The organism is Microcella alkaliphila (assembly GCF_004216855.1).
In the GTDB taxonomy this organism is placed as follows: Bacteria; Actinomycetota; Actinomycetes; order Actinomycetales; family Microbacteriaceae; genus Microcella; species Microcella alkaliphila.
Genome location: NZ_SGXT01000018.1, coordinates 37448 through 55411, shown reverse-complemented (window position 1 = coordinate 55411; position 17964 = coordinate 37448). Strand labels below are relative to the sequence as shown.

The following is a 17964-nucleotide window of genomic DNA, read 5'->3' as shown; positions in this document are numbered from 1 at the left end:
TGGCGACCTGGGTCTAGTCATGGCTGTCACCGGCTGGTTCGTGCTGCTCGTCGCCGCAGGCGTCGTGCCCGTCGTGCTGCTTGACGAGAGCATCGGTGCCGGCTGGGCGCTGCTCGGCTGGCTCGCGCTGTGCCTGCTGCTCGCCCTCGTCGACCTGGTGCTCGCCGCCTCGCCGCGCGCGGCACGGCTCGAGCGCTCGACCGCCGAACGTGTGCGGCTCACCGAGAGCGCCGACGCCGTGCTGTACGTCACGAACCCCACGACGAAACGGATGCGCGGCATCGTTCGCGACGCCTGGGAACCGTCCGCGGGTGCCCGCCCACCGCGGCAGCGCCTCGACGTGCCCGCCGGGGAACGGCGAGCGGTCCGCACGACGCTCACGCCCTGGCGCCGCGGAGAACGGCGAGCGGCGATGGTGACGATCCGCGCGATCGGGCCGATGCGGCTGGCGGGGCGGCAGGCGAGCATCCAGCTGCCGGGAGCGATCACCGTGCTGCCCGAATTCGCCTCGCGCAAGCACCTGCCCTCGCGGCTCGCGCGCCTGCGCGAGCTCGACGGTCGCACGAGCGTCATGGTGCGCGGCCAGGGCACCGAGTTCGACAGCCTGCGCGAGTACGTGCGCGGCGACGACGTGCGCTCGATCGACTGGCGAGCCACCGCCCGACGCGGCGGCGACCCCGGCGGCGCGGGCGCGATGGGCCCCGCCCAGACCCTCATGGTGCGCACCTGGCGACCCGAGCGCGACCGGCGCGTCATCATGGTCGTCGACTCGGGGCGCACCGCCGCGGCCCGCATCGCCAACGAGACGCGCCTCGACACCGCGTTCGAGTCGACCCTGCTGCTCGCCGCCCTCGCCGACCGGGCCGGCGACCGCGTCGACGTCGCCGTGTACGACCGGCGCGTGCGCGGGCGCGTGCAGGGGGCGCGCGGCGCCGACCTGCTGTCGAAACTCACCGAGACGATGGCGCCCATCGACCCCGAACTGCTCGAGACCGACTGGAGCAGCGTGCCCGCACTCGTGCGCTCGATGACAGCGCAGCGCTCGCTCGTCGTGCTGGCGACGCCGCTTGAATCGCCCGGGGCGACCCGATCGCTGCTCACGATGCTGCCCCAGCTGACCCGCACCCACCTCGTGCTCGTCGCCGCCGTCACCGACCCCGAGCTCGTGACGGCCGCGGCCTCGCGCGGAGACCGGCCGGCCGTGTACCGGGCTGCGGCCGCCGAACGGGCGCTGCTCGACGCCGAACGGGTCGCCGCCGCCGTGAAGCGCCTCGGCGGCGACGTCGTCTCGGCCCCGCCGCTCGAGCTGCCGCCCGCCGTCGCCGACCGCTACCTCGCCTACAAGGCCGCCGGCCGCCTGTAACGCCAGCGAGGGGCCGAGCCCTGCGGCCCCAGCCCCTCCCGGTCAGCTCCCCAACCCCTCCCGGTCAGCTCCCCAGCCCCTCCCGAGCAGCTCCCCAGCCCGAATGAAGGACGGCGGAGCCGAGCCCTCGCGTGTCGGGCGCAACACGCCGGGCAGCGGAGGCAGGAATCCTTCAGACTGCTCGCGGGCCGCCGAGGAGCCGTCGAGGCGCGTCCCGATGCCCACCAGCACCCCCTCTCTCCACGAATGAAGGAACCCGGCCTGTGACCCACCGCGTGTCGGGTGCGACACGCCGGCGCACAGCAACCTGGTTCCTTCATTCGTGCTCTGGCGGCGGGGTCGAGGCGGGTGGGCCCGGGCCGCGGTGAACCGCGCACCGACGGATGGACGCTCATCACCCCACAGAATCGCGGTGAGGGCGGATGCGCCCCCCGCTACTTCGCGGCGGTCGGCTCCGGCACCAGGGTGTCCTGCGCCTCGACGATCGGGTCGAGCTTCGCCGCGACCGCCTCGCCGAGCCAGGCGTCGACGTTCGTCCAGTACTGGATGACCCGCTCGCGCAGTTCGGGGATCGTCACCTTCGAGACGTGACCCGCAATGTTCGCGACGAGACGCTCGCGCTGGGCGTCATCCATCACCTGGTTGACGAGGGTGCGGGCCTGACCGAAGTCGTCGTCCTCCGGGTGCAGCGTCGCCGACGCGCGCACGAGCTCGGTGTCGTTCTGCCAGCCGCCCTCGTCGCCGTACCGCTCGACGTCGGCGTGCGGGCCTCCGAACGAGTTCGGCGCGTACACCGGCTGCGAGGCGGGTGGGAAGGAGTAGGCCATCGCGCCTTCCTTCGAGTAGTGGCCCACCGGGCTCTTCGGCGCGTTCACCGGCAGCTGGTTGTGGTTCGTGCCCACGCGGTAGCGGTGCGCGTCGGCGTAGCTGAAGATGCGGGCCTGCAGCATCTTGTCGGGGCTGGCGGCGATGCCGGGCACGAAGTTCGACGGCGCGAAGGCGGCCTGCTCGATCTCGGCGAAGAAGTTCTCGGGGTTGCGGTTGAGCGTCAGGCGGCCCACCGGAATCAGCGGGTAGTCGCTCTTCGGCCACACCTTTGTCAGGTCGAACGGGTTGAAGCGGTAGCTCTTCGCGTCGTCGTACGGCATGACCTGCACCGACAGATCCCAGGCGGGGTGGTCGCCGCGCTCGATCGCGTCGAACAGGTCGCGGCGGTGGAAGTCGGCGTCCTCGCCGGCGATCTGGTCGGCCTGGGCCTGGGTCAGCGTCTCGTGGCCCTGCGCGGTGCGGAAGTGATACTTCACCCAGAAGCGCTCTCCGTCAGCGTTGATCCACTGGAAGGTGTGCGAGCCGAAGCCGTCCATGTGGCGCCACGAGCTCGGGACGCCCCGGTCGCCCATGAGCCAGGTCACCTGGTGGGCGCTTTCGGGCTTCAGGGTCCAGAAGTCCCACTGCATGTTGTGGTCGCGCAGGCCAGAGCCGGGCAGGCGCTTCTGCGAGCGGATGAAGTCGGGGAACGAGATGCCGTCGCGAATGAAGAAGACGGGTGTGTTGTTGCCGACGAGGTCGTAGTTGCCGTCGGAGGTGTAGAACTTGATCGCGAACCCGCGGGGGTCGCGCCACGTGTCGGGGCTGCCCTGCTCGCCGGCGACCGAGCTGAAGCGCACGAGCGTCTCGGTGGTCACGCCGGGCTGGAACAGCGCCGCCTTTGTGTACTGCGAGACGTCGTGCGTGGTCTCGAAGACGCCGAACGCGCCTCCGCCCTTCGCGTGCACGACGCGCTCGGGCACCCGCTCGCGGTTGAACTGGGCGAGCTTCTCGACCAGGTAGTGGTCGGTCAGGGCGATGGCTCCGTCGCGACCGGCACTGCGCGACTGCTGGTCGCTGGGGGCCGGAGCGCCACTCGTGGTGGTCGTGTGATTCGCGGTCATGCGGATGCTCTCCTTCAGGTGATCGGTGACGTTCGGCATTCGGGGCACAAGCCCCAGAACGTGACCTCGGCCGTCTGGATTGCGTAGCCACCCGTCTCGGACGGCATGAGGCACGGAGCGTGCCCCACAACGCAGTCGATGTCGGTCACCGCCCCGCACCGCGTGCAGACGACGTGGTGGTGGTTGTCACCGATGCGCGTCTCGTAGCGAGCGGGGCTGCGGGCCGGTTCGATGCGCCGAACGAGCCCCGCCTCGGTGAGGTCGGTGAGCACGTTGTGCACGGCCTGCAGCGTGAGGTGCCCCCCGGCGGCCGTCACCATGCGGTGCACGGTATCGGCGTCGGAGTGGGGTGCCTCGGCGAGCCGCTCGAGCACGCGAATGCGTCCGGCGGTGACGCGCAGTCCGGCCGCGCGGAGGCGGCCTTCGGCGGTCGGGGTCATGGTGATCACCCTACCCTCTTTATTTGATTGATTCAAAAAAGCGAGCGGTTCGCGTGTCGGGATGCGCGCATCCCGATCACGACGGATGATCAGTCGGCGACGACCACCCGCGCTCCCCTGCTGATCGGGTCGAGGTCGCCCGTCTCGCCCGCGAGCGCGGCGCGGCGGCCGAGCCCCCACTGCACCCACAAGAACCACGCGAGCGCCACCGTGCCGATGCCGATGCGGATCACGTCGGGCCACTCCTGCCGCGTGACGACGCCCTCGATGACGCCGCTCACGAGCAGCGCGACGACGAGCCCGCCGACCGTCGCGAACAGCGCGCGGCCGTCCTCGGCGAGCGCCTGGATGCGCGTGCGGGCCCCCGGCGCCACCCACGCCCAGAAGATGCGCAGCCCCGCGGCGCACGCGACGAACACGGCGTACAGCTCGAGCTGGCCGTGCGGCAGGATCGAGAGGAAGAACACGTCGAGGCGGTCGAACTCGGCCATGATGCCGGCCGAGATGCCGACGCCCTGCGCGTTCTGGAACAGCACGAAGGCGGGCCACAAGCCCGTAATGCCGAACGCGACGCACTGCGCGGCGATCCACGCGTTGTTCGTGAAGACCTGGGTGGCGAAGACGCCCTCGCTCGACTCGCGGTAGTAGTCGACGAACTCTTGCTCGGCGTAGACCCGCAGCTGCTCGTAGTCGCCGATCGCCGCCACCACGTCGGGGTTCGTCGCGACCCATACCGCGTAGGCGGCGGCGATGGCGACGAAGATCGCCATCACGGCGAGGCTCAGATAGCGGATGCCGTACAGCGCCGCCGGCACCGCTCGCGTCGCGTAGTGCGAGAACTGGGCGACGGGGTCGGCCGCGGCGCCCGTGAAGCGCAGCCGGGCGCGCGACAGCAGGACGCTGAGGCGTGCGGCCTGCGGGGCCTGACCGGCAGCAGTCGTGATCTGCGACAGCTGGGTCGCGCCCGCCTGGTAGCCGTCGATCAACTCGTCGGCGTCGCGCCCATCGAAGCGGCGCTGGCGCGACAGCTCGTCGAGCCGGCGCCATTCGGCGTCGTGGGCGTGTGAGTAGGCGTCGAGATCCATCTGTTTAGATGATGGCATGTCGACCGCGGCGGGAACCCAGAGTCTCAGCCGGCACGACGACGAGCGCGAGCTGCTCACGGGTGAGGCCGTGGCGCTTGAGCTGCGGGCGACGAACGTGATCCTGCGGGCCGCCGGCGCGATCATCGACTACCTCGTGTACGTGCTCGCCACCGTCGGGCTCGTCTGGGCTGCCCTTGTGCTGGCCGCAGGGAGCGGCCTGCCCGACGCCCTGTACCCCGCGCTCGGAATCGCTTGCGCGTTCGTCGGCCTCGTGCTCGTGCCCGCCGTCGTCGAAAGCGCGACGCAGGGCAAGTCGCTCGGACGCTGGGCGCTCGGTTCCCGCATCGTGCGCGATGACGGTGGGGCGATCGGATTCCGGCACGCGTTCATCCGGTCGCTCGTGGGGTTGTTCGAGATCGTGTTCACCGGCGGCGGGCTCGCCATCGTCGTGGGGCTGGTGAACGCGCGCGCCAAGCGGCTGGGCGACCTGGTGGCCGGGACATACAGCCAGTACGAGCGGGTGCCGAAACACGAGCCCGCCGAGTTCGGCGTGCCCGTCGAGCTCAGCGAGTGGGCGGTCACGGCCGACGTCGCGCGCATACCCGACTCGCTGTCGCGGCGCATCGCCCAGTTCCTGCGCCAGGCCGACGGGCACACGCCCGCCACCCGGCAGCGGCTGGCCGCGGCGCTCGCGACCGAGGCTGCGCCGTTCGTCTCGCCACTGCCGAGCGTTGAGCCCGAGCTACTGCTGGCGGGAGTCGCGGTGCTGCGCCGCGAGCGGGAGGCCCGGGCGCTCGAGCTGGAGCGCGCCCGCCTCGACGACCTCGCGCCGACGCTCGGCGCGCTGCCGCACGGGTTCCCCGACCGCGGGTAGAGCGACCGCGCCGCAGGACGTGCCGACTAGTAGCGGTAGTGATCGACCTTGTACGGCCCATCAGGGTCCACGCCGATGTACTGCGCCTGGCGGTCGCTCAGGCGCGTCAACTTCACGCCCAGCGCGTCGAGGTGCAGGCGCGCGACCTTCTCGTCGAGCAGCTTCGGCAGCACGTACACGCCTACCGGGTACTCGGCGATCTTGGTGTGCAGCTCGAGTTGCGCGAGCACCTGGTTCGTGAACGACGCGCTCATGACGAACGACGGATGCCCGGTGGCGTTGCCGAGGTTCATGAGGCGCCCCTCGCTCAACACGAGGATCGAGCGCCCGTTCGGCAGCCGCCACTCGTGCACCTGCGGCTTGATCTCGACCCGCTCGGCGCCGGGGAGCGATTCGAGCCCCGCCATGTCGATCTCGTTGTCGAAGTGGCCGACGTTGGCGACGATCGCGAGGTGCTTGAGGCTCTGCAGGTGCTCGACGGTGACGACGCCCTCGTTGCCGGTCGCGGTGACGAGGATGTCGATCTCGCCGATCACGTCGTCGAGCCTCGCCACCTGGTAGCCGTCCATCGCGGCCTGGAGGGCCGTGATCGGGTCGATCTCGGAGACGATGACGCGCGCGCCCTGGCCGCGCAGAGCATCCGCGCTGCCCTTTCCGACGTCGCCGTAGCCGCAGACGAAGACGGTCTTGCCGCCGATCAGCACGTCGGTGGCACGGTTGAGGCCGTCCGGCAGCGAGTGGCGGATGCCGTACTTGTTGTCGAACTTCGACTTCGTGACCGAGTCGTTGACGTTGATCGCGGGGAAGAGCAGCTGCCCGTCGCGGTGCAGCTCGTACAGCCGGTGCACGCCGGTCGTGGTCTCTTCGGTGACGCCGATGATGGATTCGGCCGTGCGGGTCCAGCGGGTCGGGTCGACGGCGAGGGATGCGCGCAGCGCCTCCACAATCACGCGCCACTCGGCGCTGTCGCCCGGCTGCGCGTCGGGGACGGCGCCCGCGAGCTCGAACTCGCGGCCCTTGTGCACGAGCAGGGTCGCGTCGCCTCCGTCGTCGAGGATGAGGGTCGGACCGACGGGGTTGCCCTCGGCGTCGACGCCGAAGTCGAAGATCTGCTGCGTCGCCCACCAGTACTCGGTGAGCGTCTCGCCCTTCCAGGCGAAGACGGGCGCGCCCTGGGGTGCGTCAACGGTGCCGTGGGGCCCGACCACGACGGCGGCGGCCGCCTCGTCCTGCGTCGAGAAGATGTTGCAACTCGCCCAGCGCACGTCGGCGCCGAGGGCGACGAGGGTCTCGATGAGCACCGCCGTCTGCACGGTCATGTGCAGGCTGCCGGCGATGCGGGCACCGGCCAGCGGCTGGGTGGGGCCGAACTCGTCGCGCAGGGCCATGAGTCCGGGCATCTCGTGCTCGGCGAGGCGGATCTGGTGGCGCCCCGCCTCGGCGAGGGCAAGGTCGCGCACGGCGAAGTCGAGGCCGTTGCGGGTGGTGACGGTGGCGAGCGGGCCGAGGTCGGCGGGGCGCGCGGGCGCGGTCGGCGCGGGCGCGGCGGTGTCGGAAGCCATGCCCACATTCTCGCAGGAGATTTCCCCGGATGCGCTGGGCGTGCATCCCGCGTGACGGCGCGTGACGGACGACGCCCCCGCGCGTCAGTTTGGGCGCCAAGCGGCAGAACAGACTGTCGCCCTGTGCGCAGAGTGCCGCATAGTCGATCCTGCCGCGCGGGACGCGGAACGTGACGTCGCGCGGGTTCGCGCAACTCGTGCACGCGCACACCGGCTCGAGTTGCGCACACGCGCACGCCGTGTGCGCCGATCCTGACAGCAAGCGACCCGGTCGCAGGGCCGGGACTGCGTCGAAACAACGGTTCGCGCCGAGACAAGGCCGCGCGAACCCTTGTTTCGACGCAAACCCTTGCCTCGGCGACCGCAGGCATGGGGACGCGCGGGAACGGAAGGATAGGCGGCAGCGCGCACGTCGCGGGGGAGCGCGCGGCAGGCGCGTCCGCGCCCGCGCAGACCCCGCGCAGCCTAGGCGCGGATCAGCGTGAGCACCTCGTCGCGGATCGCCTCCATGATGGGCTGCGTCGACCCCTCGGCGTTCAGGCGAAGGAGCGGTTCGGTGTTCGACGGGCGCACGTTGAACCAGTACCAGCCCGCGCCAGCCGGCCCGCCGTCGAACGTGCCGGTGAAGGTCAGCCCGTCGAGGTCGTCGATCTCGGCCCGGCCGGTGAACGCGTCGACGATGCGGGTGTACGCCGCGGGCACGTCGTCGACCACCGAGTTGATTTCGCCGCTCGCCGCGTACGGCGTGTACTCGGCAGCGAGGCGCGACAGCGGCCCGTCGTAGACCCCGAACTGGGCGATGAGGTGCAGCGCGGCGAGCATGCCGTTGTCGGCACCCCAGAAGTCGCGGAAGTAGTAGTGCGCCGAGTGCTCGCCGCCGAAGATCGCGCCGGTCTCGTGCATGACGTCCTTGATGAGCGAGTGCCCGACGCGGGTGCGCACCGCCTCGGCACCGACCGCCTCGATCGTCTCGGGCACGATGCGCGACGTGATGAGGTTGTGCACCACCGAGATGGGCCCGGCCTCCCCTGCGGCGCGCACGCGTTCGACCTCCCGGCGCGCGACGATCGCGGCCACCGCGCTCGGCGTCACCGGCTGCCCGAGCTCGTCGACGACGAAGCAGCGGTCGGCGTCGCCGTCGAAGGCGAGCCCGAGGTGGGCGCCGTGTTTGACGACAGCCTTTTGCAGGTCGACGAGGTTCGCCGGCACGAGCGGGTTCGCCTCGTGGTTGGGGAAGGTTCCGTCGAGCTCGAAATACAGCGGGATGATCGTGAGCGGCAACGCAGGAAGCCCCGCTCCCGTGCCGAGCACTGCGGGCACGGTCATGCCGCCCATGCCGTTTCCGGCATCGACGACGATCGTCAACGGTCGTACGGTGGACAGATCAACGAGCTCGCGCAGGTATGCGGCGTAGTCGGCCAGCACGTCCCGTGTTGTGAGCGATCCGAGGCGGTCGGCGGGCAACGCCTCGACCCCTCCGGCGTCGAGGTACGCCTGGGCCCGGTCGCGAATGCCCGCAAGCCCCGTGTCGAGGCTCACACCCTGCGCGCCGGCGCGGCAGAACTTGATGCCGTTGTACGTGGCGGGGTTGTGGCTGGCGGTGAACATGGCGGCGGCGATGCCGTCGCGGCCCGAGACGAAGTACGTCTCGTCGGTCGAGCACAGCCCCAGGTTTTCGACGTGGGCTCCTCGGGCGACGGCGCCGCGCGCGAACGCCTCCGTGAAGCCGGGCGACGAGTCACGCATGTCGTGGCCGACGGCGATGCGCTGCCCGGCGGCGCTCAGCTCGTCGACGAAGGCGGCGCCGAGCGCCTCGACGACCTCGTCGGTGAGTTGCGAGCCGACGAGACCGCGCACGTCGTAGGCCTTGATGAATGCCGAAAGGTCAGGGGTGGTCTGCACGCCTCTACGCTAGCGACTCGGGCCCGGGCGCGGCCGATCAATGTTGGACCGGGCGGGCCCGGGGTTGAGGCTCTCAGCCGACCTCGCCGAGCGCCGAGTACCGCACGATGTGCCAGCCCTGCGGTGCCGACAACCGCTGCGAGTGCTTCTCGCACAGGTCATAGGTGTGCGGTTCGCGGCGCTGCGCGAGCGGCCCGAGCACGGCCATCGAGTCGGCGTAGTCGTACGTCAGCGTCGAGATGGCGGCGTTGTTGCACGCCACTTTGCTGCACTGCCGGGAGGTCATCGGGTTCAGCATACGGCGGGGCTCGGACATGCGCGGGTACGCTGGCGGCATGCCCTCCTCGCGCGCCGGCGACCCGCTGTCGGGTCCATCCGCCACGGGCGGAACTCCCAACGGCGGCGCTCCTGCCGGCCGCGCCGCGCAGGGCCGCCGCCGCGCCCGCCACGGCAAGGCCGGTCGCTCGCAGCTGCCGGGCGCCCAGCTGCGGCCCGTGCACACCCGCCGCGACCTGTTCGAGCAGACGGTGCGGGCGACGGCCGAGTATCTGGTCGACGAGTGGCCGACCGAGCTGTCGGGCCTGCGCATCGACGTCATGCCGATGCCCGAGCAGCCGCCGGGGGTGAACGGCGTGGCGCGGTGGCGCTCGATCCCCGCGCAGCAGCGGGTGATTCTCTTCCGCATCCCGATCGAGCGCATGAGCCGCCTGCACCGTGACGACGACTGGCACCGCCGCATGATGATCGAGAACTGCGTGTTCCGCGCGGTCGGCGAACTGATCGGCAAGGACCCGTGGGATCTCGCCCCCGACCGCTTCCGCCACTGGTAAACGCCACGGGCCGGCGGCGGCGCGGACAGACGCGCTACTGCGGCAGGATGACGAGCGGCGGCGTGGCCGCCCGCGGGGCGAGGATGCGCGTGGTCGCGATCGCCGCATCCCCCCGATAGCTGACGGATGCGCTCACGTCGCCGCCGGCGATCGTGATGCGCAGCGGCGTACTGCCCGCGACGGGCAGGCTCACGGCCCCGCCGGCGGGCACCTCGATGAGGCGCCCGTCGAGGTCGACGGTGGCGCCGTCGGCGGGCGCGGCGAGGTGCAGCCGCGCTGTCGTGCCGGCGAGGTCGCCGACCGTGCCGAGCGCGGTGATGCCGTCGGGGAGAAGCGGGGAGGCGGAGATCCAGTGCTGATCGATCGACGGCGCAACGCCCCCGACCGGCCCGGGTAGCACGTCGGGGTCGGCGTCGACGACGCTCACCCGCACTCCCGCGACGACGGGCGCGCTGGCGTCGACGAGGAACGCCCAGTCGCCGGCGGGCAGTTCGGGCAGCGGCAGGTCGAGCACCGTTCCGCCCTCGAGCACCGCGATGATCGGCGGAATGATGGATGCTTCGGGCTCGGCATCGACGGCGCCCGCGCGAACGAGGCGCACCGTCACGTCGGCCCCGTCCTCGCCCGGGGCAAGCAGTCGCAGGGTGGGCAGCAGGTCAGGCCCGACGGCCGTGGCGCGCTCCTGCACGCGGTCGGGGTCGATGATCGGCACGCCGGGGATCACGAGCCGCGTGGCGGCGGTCTCGGCGGCGGTGACGACAGACAGCCCGCCGGGCTCGAGCCCGCGCACGGTGCTCGTCTGCAGTGTCGCGGTGACCGAGCCCGCGCGGGCCGTGACGCTGACGATCGGCGACGTTTGGTCGACGGCGAGTCCGCCGAGCGCGACGACGCGCTGGAAGCCGCTCGGCACGATGATTCCCGTGGTGCCGGGGGCCGTGATCGCGCCGCCCGCGCCGTAGAGCGCCAGGTCGATGGTGGCGTCGATGGGCCCGGGGTTCGCCACGGCAACCCATGTGGTGCGCCCGACGGTGGTGTCGCCGCCCACGAGCCACCCGGTGCGGCTCGCGGGCGCGCATTCGGCCGCCGCGAAGCCGAAGATGTCGGGGGTGCGCACGCTCACGCTGTCGACGGCGGCGACGAGCTCGTCGGGGGCGGAGACGGGCAGGGTGACCGCGGCGGGCGGGTCGGCCGCGACGAGCGGCGTCTCGGCGGGCAGTTCGCTCGGCAGCGCGTCGCTGCCGTCGAGCGCGGCGACGGTCGCGCCGGTGCCGGCGGTCACGAGGCGCGGCATGGCGGCCACGGTGAGCTGGGGATTGTCGCCCGGCGTGAGCCCGAACACGCCGCCCGGGCAGGCGAGCGTCTGGTCGGAACGGTCGGGCGTCACGGTAATGGCGACAACGTCGGGGGTGACGGTCGGGCCCGGCACGAGTAGCGCCGCCGCCCCGAGCGCGACGGCCGCCCCGGCGGCGAGCAGGCTGAGCCCGGCCCGCCCCGAGGCGAGTGCGATGCGGCGCGCGTCAGTCATCGGTGTCCTCGTCGAAGGTGGCGGCCGGGTCGTCGATCGTGCCGTCGGCACTGCGCTCGCGACGCGGACGGATGCTCGTGGGCACGGCCAGCAGGACCGTCAACGCCAGCACTCCGAGCTGCACAGCGAGGACGGTTCCGGCGAGCGGGTGTGGCTCAGGCCCTGCCGCGCGGTCGTCGTCGTCTGCCGCGACCCGCCAGAGCCGCCCGGCATCAGTGTCGCCGACGGGCACGAGCACGGGCGTCGCGTCGAGCGCGGCGGCCACGTCGCCGATGCGGTACGCACGCTCGTCGGCTCCGTCGTCGCCCTCAATCACGGCACTGGATGCTCGCAGCAGCACGTAGCGCACGTCGCGGCTATCGAGGTCGCGCTCGAGCGCCCGGCCGCTCGGCGCGGCGAGGTTGCCGGCGAGGGTGGCGAGGGCCTGCAGTTCGGCGTCGTCGGCGCGGCGGATCGTGCGCTGGTCGATCAGTGTGGGGCCCGCACCCCGGTCGATGCGGGCGGCGAGTCCCTCCTGGCGCGGGGTGAACACGAGGGTGCCCAGGCGGGGGTCGTCGCTCGCGTCGGCGGCGACCAGCGCCGGTAGCGTGCGCGGCTCCGCCAGCGGGGCGACCGCGGCGGAACCGAGCAGCACGGCGGCGAGGGCCGGAACCGCGATCGCCGTCGCACCGGTCACGGCGACGATCCCGGGAATCGCGCCGGCGCGACCCAGGCGGTCGAGGCCGATGCCGGCGGCGAGCACCAGCCCGAACCAGTACAGGCTGACCGCTGGCCCCACGTCGAGCCCTACGGCCCGGCCGTCGGCGGTGGTGAGGGCGATGCCCGACGCGACGATCGCGGTGACGAGGCCGAGCGCAGCGAGGCCGAGGGGCGCGAGGGCGCGCATCCCGTTGGGAAGCGCCGGCGCGAGCAGGCCGAGCACCGGGATCGCCACGACCGGAATGCCCACGACCAGGGCAATGAGTAGCGGGGACGGGTCGGCGGGCAGGAAGGTCGCGAGCGGGCCGAGCACGGGCGCGAGGTCGGGCCACCCCAGCAGGATGCCGGTCGGCGACGCCGGGCCGGGGGCGGCGGCAAGCCCTGGGTCGGTGAGCAGCGCGAGCAGCTCGCCCCGCAGCACGCGATCGGCGATCAACGGCGCGGCGAGAACGCCGACGGGCACGGCGAGCGTGAGCAGGCGACCGATCGTGCGCGGGCGCACCACCATGGCAGCGACCCACACGAGCGCGAGGGCCGGGGCGATGCTCGGCGCCGCGGCGACCAGCACGGCGGTGAGTAGCCCGGTGACGGCGGTCGCGCTCCACGAGGAGGGGAGGCGCACGGCGGCGGCCACCAGCCACGGCAGGACGAGATGCACGATGAGCGCCGATAGCCGGGCCTCGGTGAGCGCCACGGCCAGCGCGGGAGCAGCGGCCCACAGTACAGCCACCGCCGCGGCGGGGCCGGGCCGCTTCACGAGCGGGGCGGCAGCCCACCATGCGCCCAGTGCCGCGAGCGGCAGAGCGACCGCCCACAGCACCACCAGCGCGAGCGACGGCTGCCACGCCGTGAGCGCGGCGAGCGCCGCCAGCACGAACGCGAAGGGGTCGGCCGCGCCCTCCGTCGTCACCCGTACGCCGTCCGCGAGGGCGCCGATGTCGGTGGCGAGCGGCGCGAGCGTTCCGCCGCCGAGGGCGGCGGCCCCGAGCAGCGGCGCCGTCGCCACCAGCCCGACGATCGCGGCACCGGCAACAGCTGCGACGCCGCCGGGGGCGAAATCGGGGCGATCGATGCGCGACATCTCTGCCTGGCCGAGGCGAGCATCCCGGGCGATCGCCCGACGGCGACGCACCTCGCGCGGATCGAGGCGCAACGGCTCGATAGCGGCCCAGCCGACCTCGCGGGCCCGCGCGAGACGGCGGCGAGCGCGAGGGACGGCCGGGCCCGAGAACGCGACGGCGAGCGCAGCCAGGAGCTCGCCCAGCACGAGCGTCGGACGCTTCGCGAGCAGGTGCCCGATCGAGCGGGCGAGCGCGAGCGGCACCAGGCTCAGCCAGTGCAGCGGCACGGCGGCGACCGGGGCGTAGACGAGCCGGCGGTGCAGCTGAGCGGTGCGGCGCCAGCGGGCGGCGGTGCGGGCGCTGACACGCGGGACGCGACCGGGTTTGCTGAACTCGGCGCTCGACTCGTGGGCGAACACGCGCGCCATCGGCACCCCGACCACGCGGTGGCCGGCGAGGCGGATGCGCACGCACAGGTCGAGCGCCGTGTCGACGTGGGCGAGCGCGGGGTCGAAGCCGCCGACGTCGCGCCAGACCGTGCGGCGCACGAGAATGCCGGCCTCGCCGACCGCCAGCACGTCGCTCGTGCGGTCGTGCTGCGCCTGGTCGAGCTCGCGCTCGGCGAGCGCCACCGAGGAGCCGGTTCGCGTCAGCGTCTCACCGAACTCGCGGATGGTGGTCGGATGCTCGCCGTCCATCACCTTGGGACCGGCGACCGCCACCGACGGGGCCACCTCGACGGCGCCCAGCAGCCTCTCGAGCGCCCGCAGGTCGGGTGCGGTGTCGTGGCGGAGCATCCAGAACCACTCGTCGACGCCGCCGTACGGCGACGTCGTCTGCTCGGCGAGGGGAACCTGGTCGGTTCCCGCCATGACGAGCTGCCCGAATCCGGCCGAGGCGTTCGGGGCGGTCACGTAGTGGGTGGGGGCGGCGTCGGCGAGCTGGGCGGTGACGGCCGCGTCGTCGGCGGCGTCGACGATGACGAGCTGGTCGGCTCGGCGGGTCTGGTGGGTGAGCGCCGTGAGCGTGTGGTCGAGTGCGTCGCCGCCGCGGCGGACGACGAGCACTGCTGTTACGCGGGGCTGCACAGAAGGAGCCTAGGCGCGGCGGCGACCGTCACCGGTCGCCACACGCGGGGCGGCAGCCTTTGTCAGGCGCGGCGACGCAGCTTGCGACGCTCGCGCTCGCTCAGGCCGCCCCAGATGCCGAACCGCTCGTCGTTCTTCAGCGCGTACTCGAGGCACTCGGTACGCACCTCGCACGAGGTGCAGATCTTCTTCGCGTCGCGTGTTGACCCACCCTTCTCGGGAAAAAACGCTTCGGGATCAGTCTGGGCGCACAGTGCGTCTGTCTGCCACGCGAGTTCGGCATCATCGTCGATGGCACTCGTGCGGCGAACGCCGGGCACTCCCAGTCGAACCGGGTCTACGTACCAATCGGCCGGTACGGTGTTGCGGTATTCGCTCATCAGTGGTGCTCCCCTCCCCCGTCACGACCCCCGGTGCGGCGGGATGCCCCTAATTACACTCGTGTAGTTCCCTCGCGTCAAGTCGCGAATCGTAAAAGGGTGAACCCGTTATCGAGGGTTGCGACGCGCCGGAATGTGTGCCTACGTCGATGTGCGGCGACGCGAGGGTGCCGCGGGCTATTGCGCGGCCCGACGGGCCGCCCACGCGGAGGCGACCATGTCATCCAGCGTGTGGCGCATCCGCCAGTCGAGGTCGCGAGAAGCGCGCTCGCCGCTGGCGACGATGCGCGCGGGGTCGCCGGGGCGGCGCGGAGCCACCTCGGGGTCGAAGGCGATGCCGGTGACGCGCGCCATCGCATCCATGATCTGGCGCACCGAGACTCCGTCGCCCGAGCCGAGGTTGTAGGCAGGCTCGATGCTCTCGCCGCGCTCGAGCCTGCGGGCCGCGGCAACGTGGGCGAGCGCGAGGTCGGACACGTGGATGTAGTCGCGCACGCACGTGCCGTCGGGCGTCGGGTAATCGTCGCCGTTGATGCGCGGGGTGCGACCCTCGACGAGGGCGTCGAACACGAGCGGAAAGAGGTTGTGCGGGCTCGTGTCGCGCAGGCTCACATCGCCCGAGCCGACCACGTTGAAGTACCGCAGGCTCGTGTGCCGCAGGCCGGCGGCGTCGCCCTGGTCGGCGAGCAGCCACTCGCCGATGAGCTTCGACTCTCCGTACGGCGACGCGGGGGCCTTCGGGGTCTCTTCGACGACGAGCTCGACATCGACGTCGCCGTAGACGGCCGCCGACGACGAGAACACGCACGCGTCGACCCCGTGGGCCTGCATCGACTCGAGCAGCGTGACCATCCCCGTCACGTTCTGCTCGTAGGTGTGCAGCGGCCGCTCGACGCTCACGCCGGCGTACTTGAACCCGGCGACGTGGATGACCCCGGTCACCCCGTTCTCGCCGATCGCGCGATCGACGGCGGCGCGGTCCAGGATGCTCGCCTCGATAAACGGGACGCCCTCTGGCACAAAGGCGGCGTGGCCGCTCGACAGGTCGTCGAGGACGACGGCGCCGAGCCCGTCGTCGAGGAGCGCGCGGACGACGTGGGCACCAATGTAGCCGGCGCCTCCGGTGACGAGCCAGGTCATGGGGTCAACGCTACCGGTGCGGGTGGCGCAGCGGCGCCGTCACCATCGTCGGGGGTAGCTCACCCAGTTCGCCAGGTTCGACGAGTGGATGTACACGACGGTGGTGCCGCCGAGGATGACGCGGTACCAGAGCCGCGATGAGTAGTCGGCGTGAACGCGGGTGCCCGATGCAACCGTGCGCGTCGTGCCGGAACCCGGGCCGCTGTATGCGGTGACCGTCGCGGTCGTCACGAGGTTGAGCTTCGTGTAGCTCGCTGCCGCGCCGAATGCGCCGTTGAAGTGCTCGTACACGACGCGGGCGATGGCGGCGATCCCCGCCGCCGTCGCGTTGCGACTGCCGATGACAGCGATCGTGTGCGTGTGGCGCGATCCGATGACGATCCCCGCGTCCGCTTCGATCATGCCCGTGGAGACGTGCAGCTGGCCGGTCTTGTTCGCGATGGGAATACCGGCGGGGGCTCCGTGCGGAATGCGGTCGCGCCAGAGTTGCGTCTCGAGTTGGTCGATGAAGAAGCGGGTCGACGCGGCACTCAGCAGGTTTCCGTTGTGCAGTCGCGCCAGCAGAAGTGCGACGTCACCGGTCGTCGTGTGCTTGCTCGTCCACTGCCGCCCATCGGCGCCGCGGCCGGCGTACACGGTGCGTGAGAAGCCTTCTGCGGCGAAGAAGTTGTTCAGGTTCTGCTCGCCGATGAGGGCGACGAGATCCCAGTGGCACAGGTTGTCCGAAATGTGGATGGTGACGCGGATGCAGTCGCGCACGTTCACGCCGGAGCGTGTCGGGGTCGTCATCGACAATCGACCCTGATCGACACGCTTCAACACCGCGTATACGGCGAACAGCTTCATGACGCTCGCCGGCTCTTGCATGGTGGCGCCGCGCACGTTGACCACGGCGTGGACCCCGGTCGTCTGCCGCACGCTGACGGAGTACGTTCCGGGGAGGCTCGAGAGCCGGTTGGTGATCTTGTTGGTCAACTCGGCCTGCGACGCGGCACGAGCATCCGCGTTCGACGTGCACGCCGCAAGCGAGCCGACAGAGCCGCCGAGCACGGCGGAGCCGCCCAACAGCGTGACGCGCGACGCACCCAGCCGACTGACGATGTCGTCACGCACCGCGGGGGGAAGGCAGGTGGGCACCGACGAATACAGCGGCGCACCGACTCGACCGGCGAATGCTGCCCCCGCAAGCGCGTCAGGGAAGTCGATGCCCGTCGCGACGAAGACACGCTCGGCCGCCGGGAACGCGTGCTCATTGATCGCGACGGCAGTGCCGTAGCGGTCATCTCCGGCGAGCCGCATGACGTCACCTCCGCGAGCGCGGAGACCGTTCTCGATGCCGGCGCTCACGACTCCGGTACCTCCGGCGATGCGCACCGTTGTCGCCCCCACGCGGTTCAGCGTCGTGCGTGTTGCGGCGTCCAGCGACGACGCGAGCCCATTGACGAGGAGGACGGGACCACCCACCGAGCCCGCAGCGGCGGATGCGGCAAGGGCGTCGGAGAAATTCGCTCCGGTGGCCACCCACGCCGTTTCGGTGCCCGTGAAGTAGCGCTCGACGATCGCGCGTGATGTCGCGTACCGGTCGGCCCCGGACACGCGCTCGACGCTCACGCCGAGCCCGCGAAGCGCGGTGACGACGTCTCCGGTCACAACACCCGTGCCCCCGACGATTACGACGCGCTGCGGCGTGAGCCGGCGAATCTCATTCGCCGTGGCGGCAGGCAACGTGCGGGTCGCGGTGAGAAGGAGCGGCCCGCCCTGCACCGAAGCGGCGGGCGCGGCGGACAACGCATCGGCGAATCCGGCGCCCGTGGCGAGGAAGACGATCGGAGCCCCGGACGGGTATGCCTGTTGCGAAATCGCGGCAGCCGTCGCGTAGCGGTCTGCGCCGTGAAGCCGGTCGACGCTGGCAGCAGCGGCGGGAGCCGCCGGGTTGACTGCGATCACGGCGACGAGCGCGGCAAGGAGCACGACCGCGATCGCGGTCCTGCGTAATCGCGCCGGTTGCTGCATAGCCACCCCCTCCGGCGCGCTCAGGCTAGCGGTCACCCGGCGAGCCTGCGGGACATTCACACACCCGCGCG

14 protein-coding genes are annotated in these 17964 nt (G+C 71.9%); 3 read left to right on the top strand and 11 right to left on the bottom strand.

Annotated features, from left to right (window positions below; all coding sequences use genetic code 11):
* Nucleotides 1-19 precede the first annotated feature (19 nt).
* Complete coding sequence (locus EV140_RS11490; protein ID WP_130284071.1) at nt 20-1363, top strand: DUF58 domain-containing protein; 1344 nt, start codon at nt 20-22, stop codon at nt 1361-1363.
* Between the two features lie 434 nt (nt 1364-1797).
* On the opposite strand, the gene EV140_RS11485 is transcribed toward EV140_RS11490, so the two are convergent.
* The 3 genes from EV140_RS11485 to EV140_RS11475 form a co-directional block, all read right to left on the bottom strand.
* Complete coding sequence (locus tag EV140_RS11485) at nt 1798-3294, bottom strand: catalase (RefSeq protein ID WP_130284069.1); 1497 nt, start codon at nt 3292-3294, stop codon at nt 1798-1800.
* A 14-nt stretch (nt 3295-3308) separates the two neighbouring features.
* Nucleotides 3309-3734, bottom strand: coding sequence for a Fur family transcriptional regulator (locus EV140_RS11480; protein ID WP_130284067.1), 426 nt, complete (start codon nt 3732-3734; stop codon nt 3309-3311).
* An 89-nt stretch (nt 3735-3823) separates the two neighbouring features.
* Entirely contained in the window at nt 3824-4819 is a 996-nt protein-coding gene (locus EV140_RS11475) for a stage II sporulation protein M (RefSeq protein ID WP_130284065.1), read from the bottom strand.
* A gap of 16 nt (nt 4820-4835) precedes the next feature.
* On the opposite strand from EV140_RS11475, the gene EV140_RS11470 reads away from it, so the two are divergent.
* Nucleotides 4836-5693, top strand: a complete 858-nt coding sequence (locus tag EV140_RS11470) for an RDD family protein (protein WP_130284063.1) — start codon at nt 4836-4838, stop codon at nt 5691-5693.
* A gap of 26 nt (nt 5694-5719) precedes the next feature.
* Here the strand turns inward: EV140_RS11470 and ahcY are convergent, their stop codons facing one another.
* The 3 genes from ahcY to EV140_RS11455 form a co-directional block, all read right to left on the bottom strand.
* Nucleotides 5720-7255, bottom strand: coding sequence for an adenosylhomocysteinase (gene ahcY, locus EV140_RS11465; protein ID WP_130284061.1), 1536 nt, complete (start codon nt 7253-7255; stop codon nt 5720-5722).
* A 465-nt stretch (nt 7256-7720) separates the two neighbouring features.
* The gene (locus EV140_RS11460; protein ID WP_130284059.1) at nt 7721-9157 is read right to left on the bottom strand and encodes a phosphomannomutase/phosphoglucomutase; all 1437 of its coding nucleotides are present in this window, start codon (nt 9155-9157) and stop codon (nt 7721-7723) included.
* A gap of 73 nt (nt 9158-9230) precedes the next feature.
* Complete coding sequence (locus tag EV140_RS11455; protein ID WP_096423627.1) at nt 9231-9443, bottom strand: DUF3499 family protein; 213 nt, start codon at nt 9441-9443, stop codon at nt 9231-9233.
* A gap of 49 nt (nt 9444-9492) precedes the next feature.
* On the opposite strand from EV140_RS11455, the gene EV140_RS11450 reads away from it, so the two are divergent.
* Nucleotides 9493-9987 carry a metallopeptidase family protein gene (locus tag EV140_RS11450; RefSeq protein ID WP_231923931.1) on the top strand — a complete coding sequence of 165 codons (495 nt, stop codon included), beginning with the start codon at nt 9493-9495 and terminating at the stop codon, nt 9985-9987.
* A 34-nt stretch (nt 9988-10021) separates the two neighbouring features.
* Here EV140_RS11450 and EV140_RS11445 read toward each other — a convergent pair whose 3' ends face one another.
* From EV140_RS11445 to EV140_RS11425, 5 genes are all read right to left on the bottom strand, one after another.
* Nucleotides 10022-11512, bottom strand: a complete 1491-nt coding sequence (locus EV140_RS11445) for a DUF5719 family protein (RefSeq protein ID WP_130284057.1) — start codon at nt 11510-11512, stop codon at nt 10022-10024.
* Entirely contained in the window at nt 11505-14360 is a 2856-nt protein-coding gene (locus EV140_RS11440) for a glycosyltransferase (protein WP_130284055.1), read from the bottom strand. Before EV140_RS11440 ends, EV140_RS11445 begins: the two co-directional genes overlap by 8 nt.
* A gap of 62 nt (nt 14361-14422) precedes the next feature.
* Nucleotides 14423-14740 carry a WhiB family transcriptional regulator gene (locus EV140_RS11435; protein ID WP_130284053.1) on the bottom strand — a complete coding sequence of 106 codons (318 nt, stop codon included), beginning with the start codon at nt 14738-14740 and terminating at the stop codon, nt 14423-14425.
* 177 nt (nt 14741-14917) lie between these two features.
* Entirely contained in the window at nt 14918-15880 is a 963-nt protein-coding gene (gene galE, locus EV140_RS11430; protein ID WP_130284051.1) for a UDP-glucose 4-epimerase GalE, read from the bottom strand.
* 39 nt (nt 15881-15919) lie between these two features.
* The gene (locus EV140_RS11425) at nt 15920-17929 is read right to left on the bottom strand and encodes a cell wall-binding repeat-containing protein (RefSeq protein ID WP_130284049.1); all 2010 of its coding nucleotides are present in this window, start codon (nt 17927-17929) and stop codon (nt 15920-15922) included.
* Nucleotides 17930-17964: the final 35 nt, after the last annotated feature.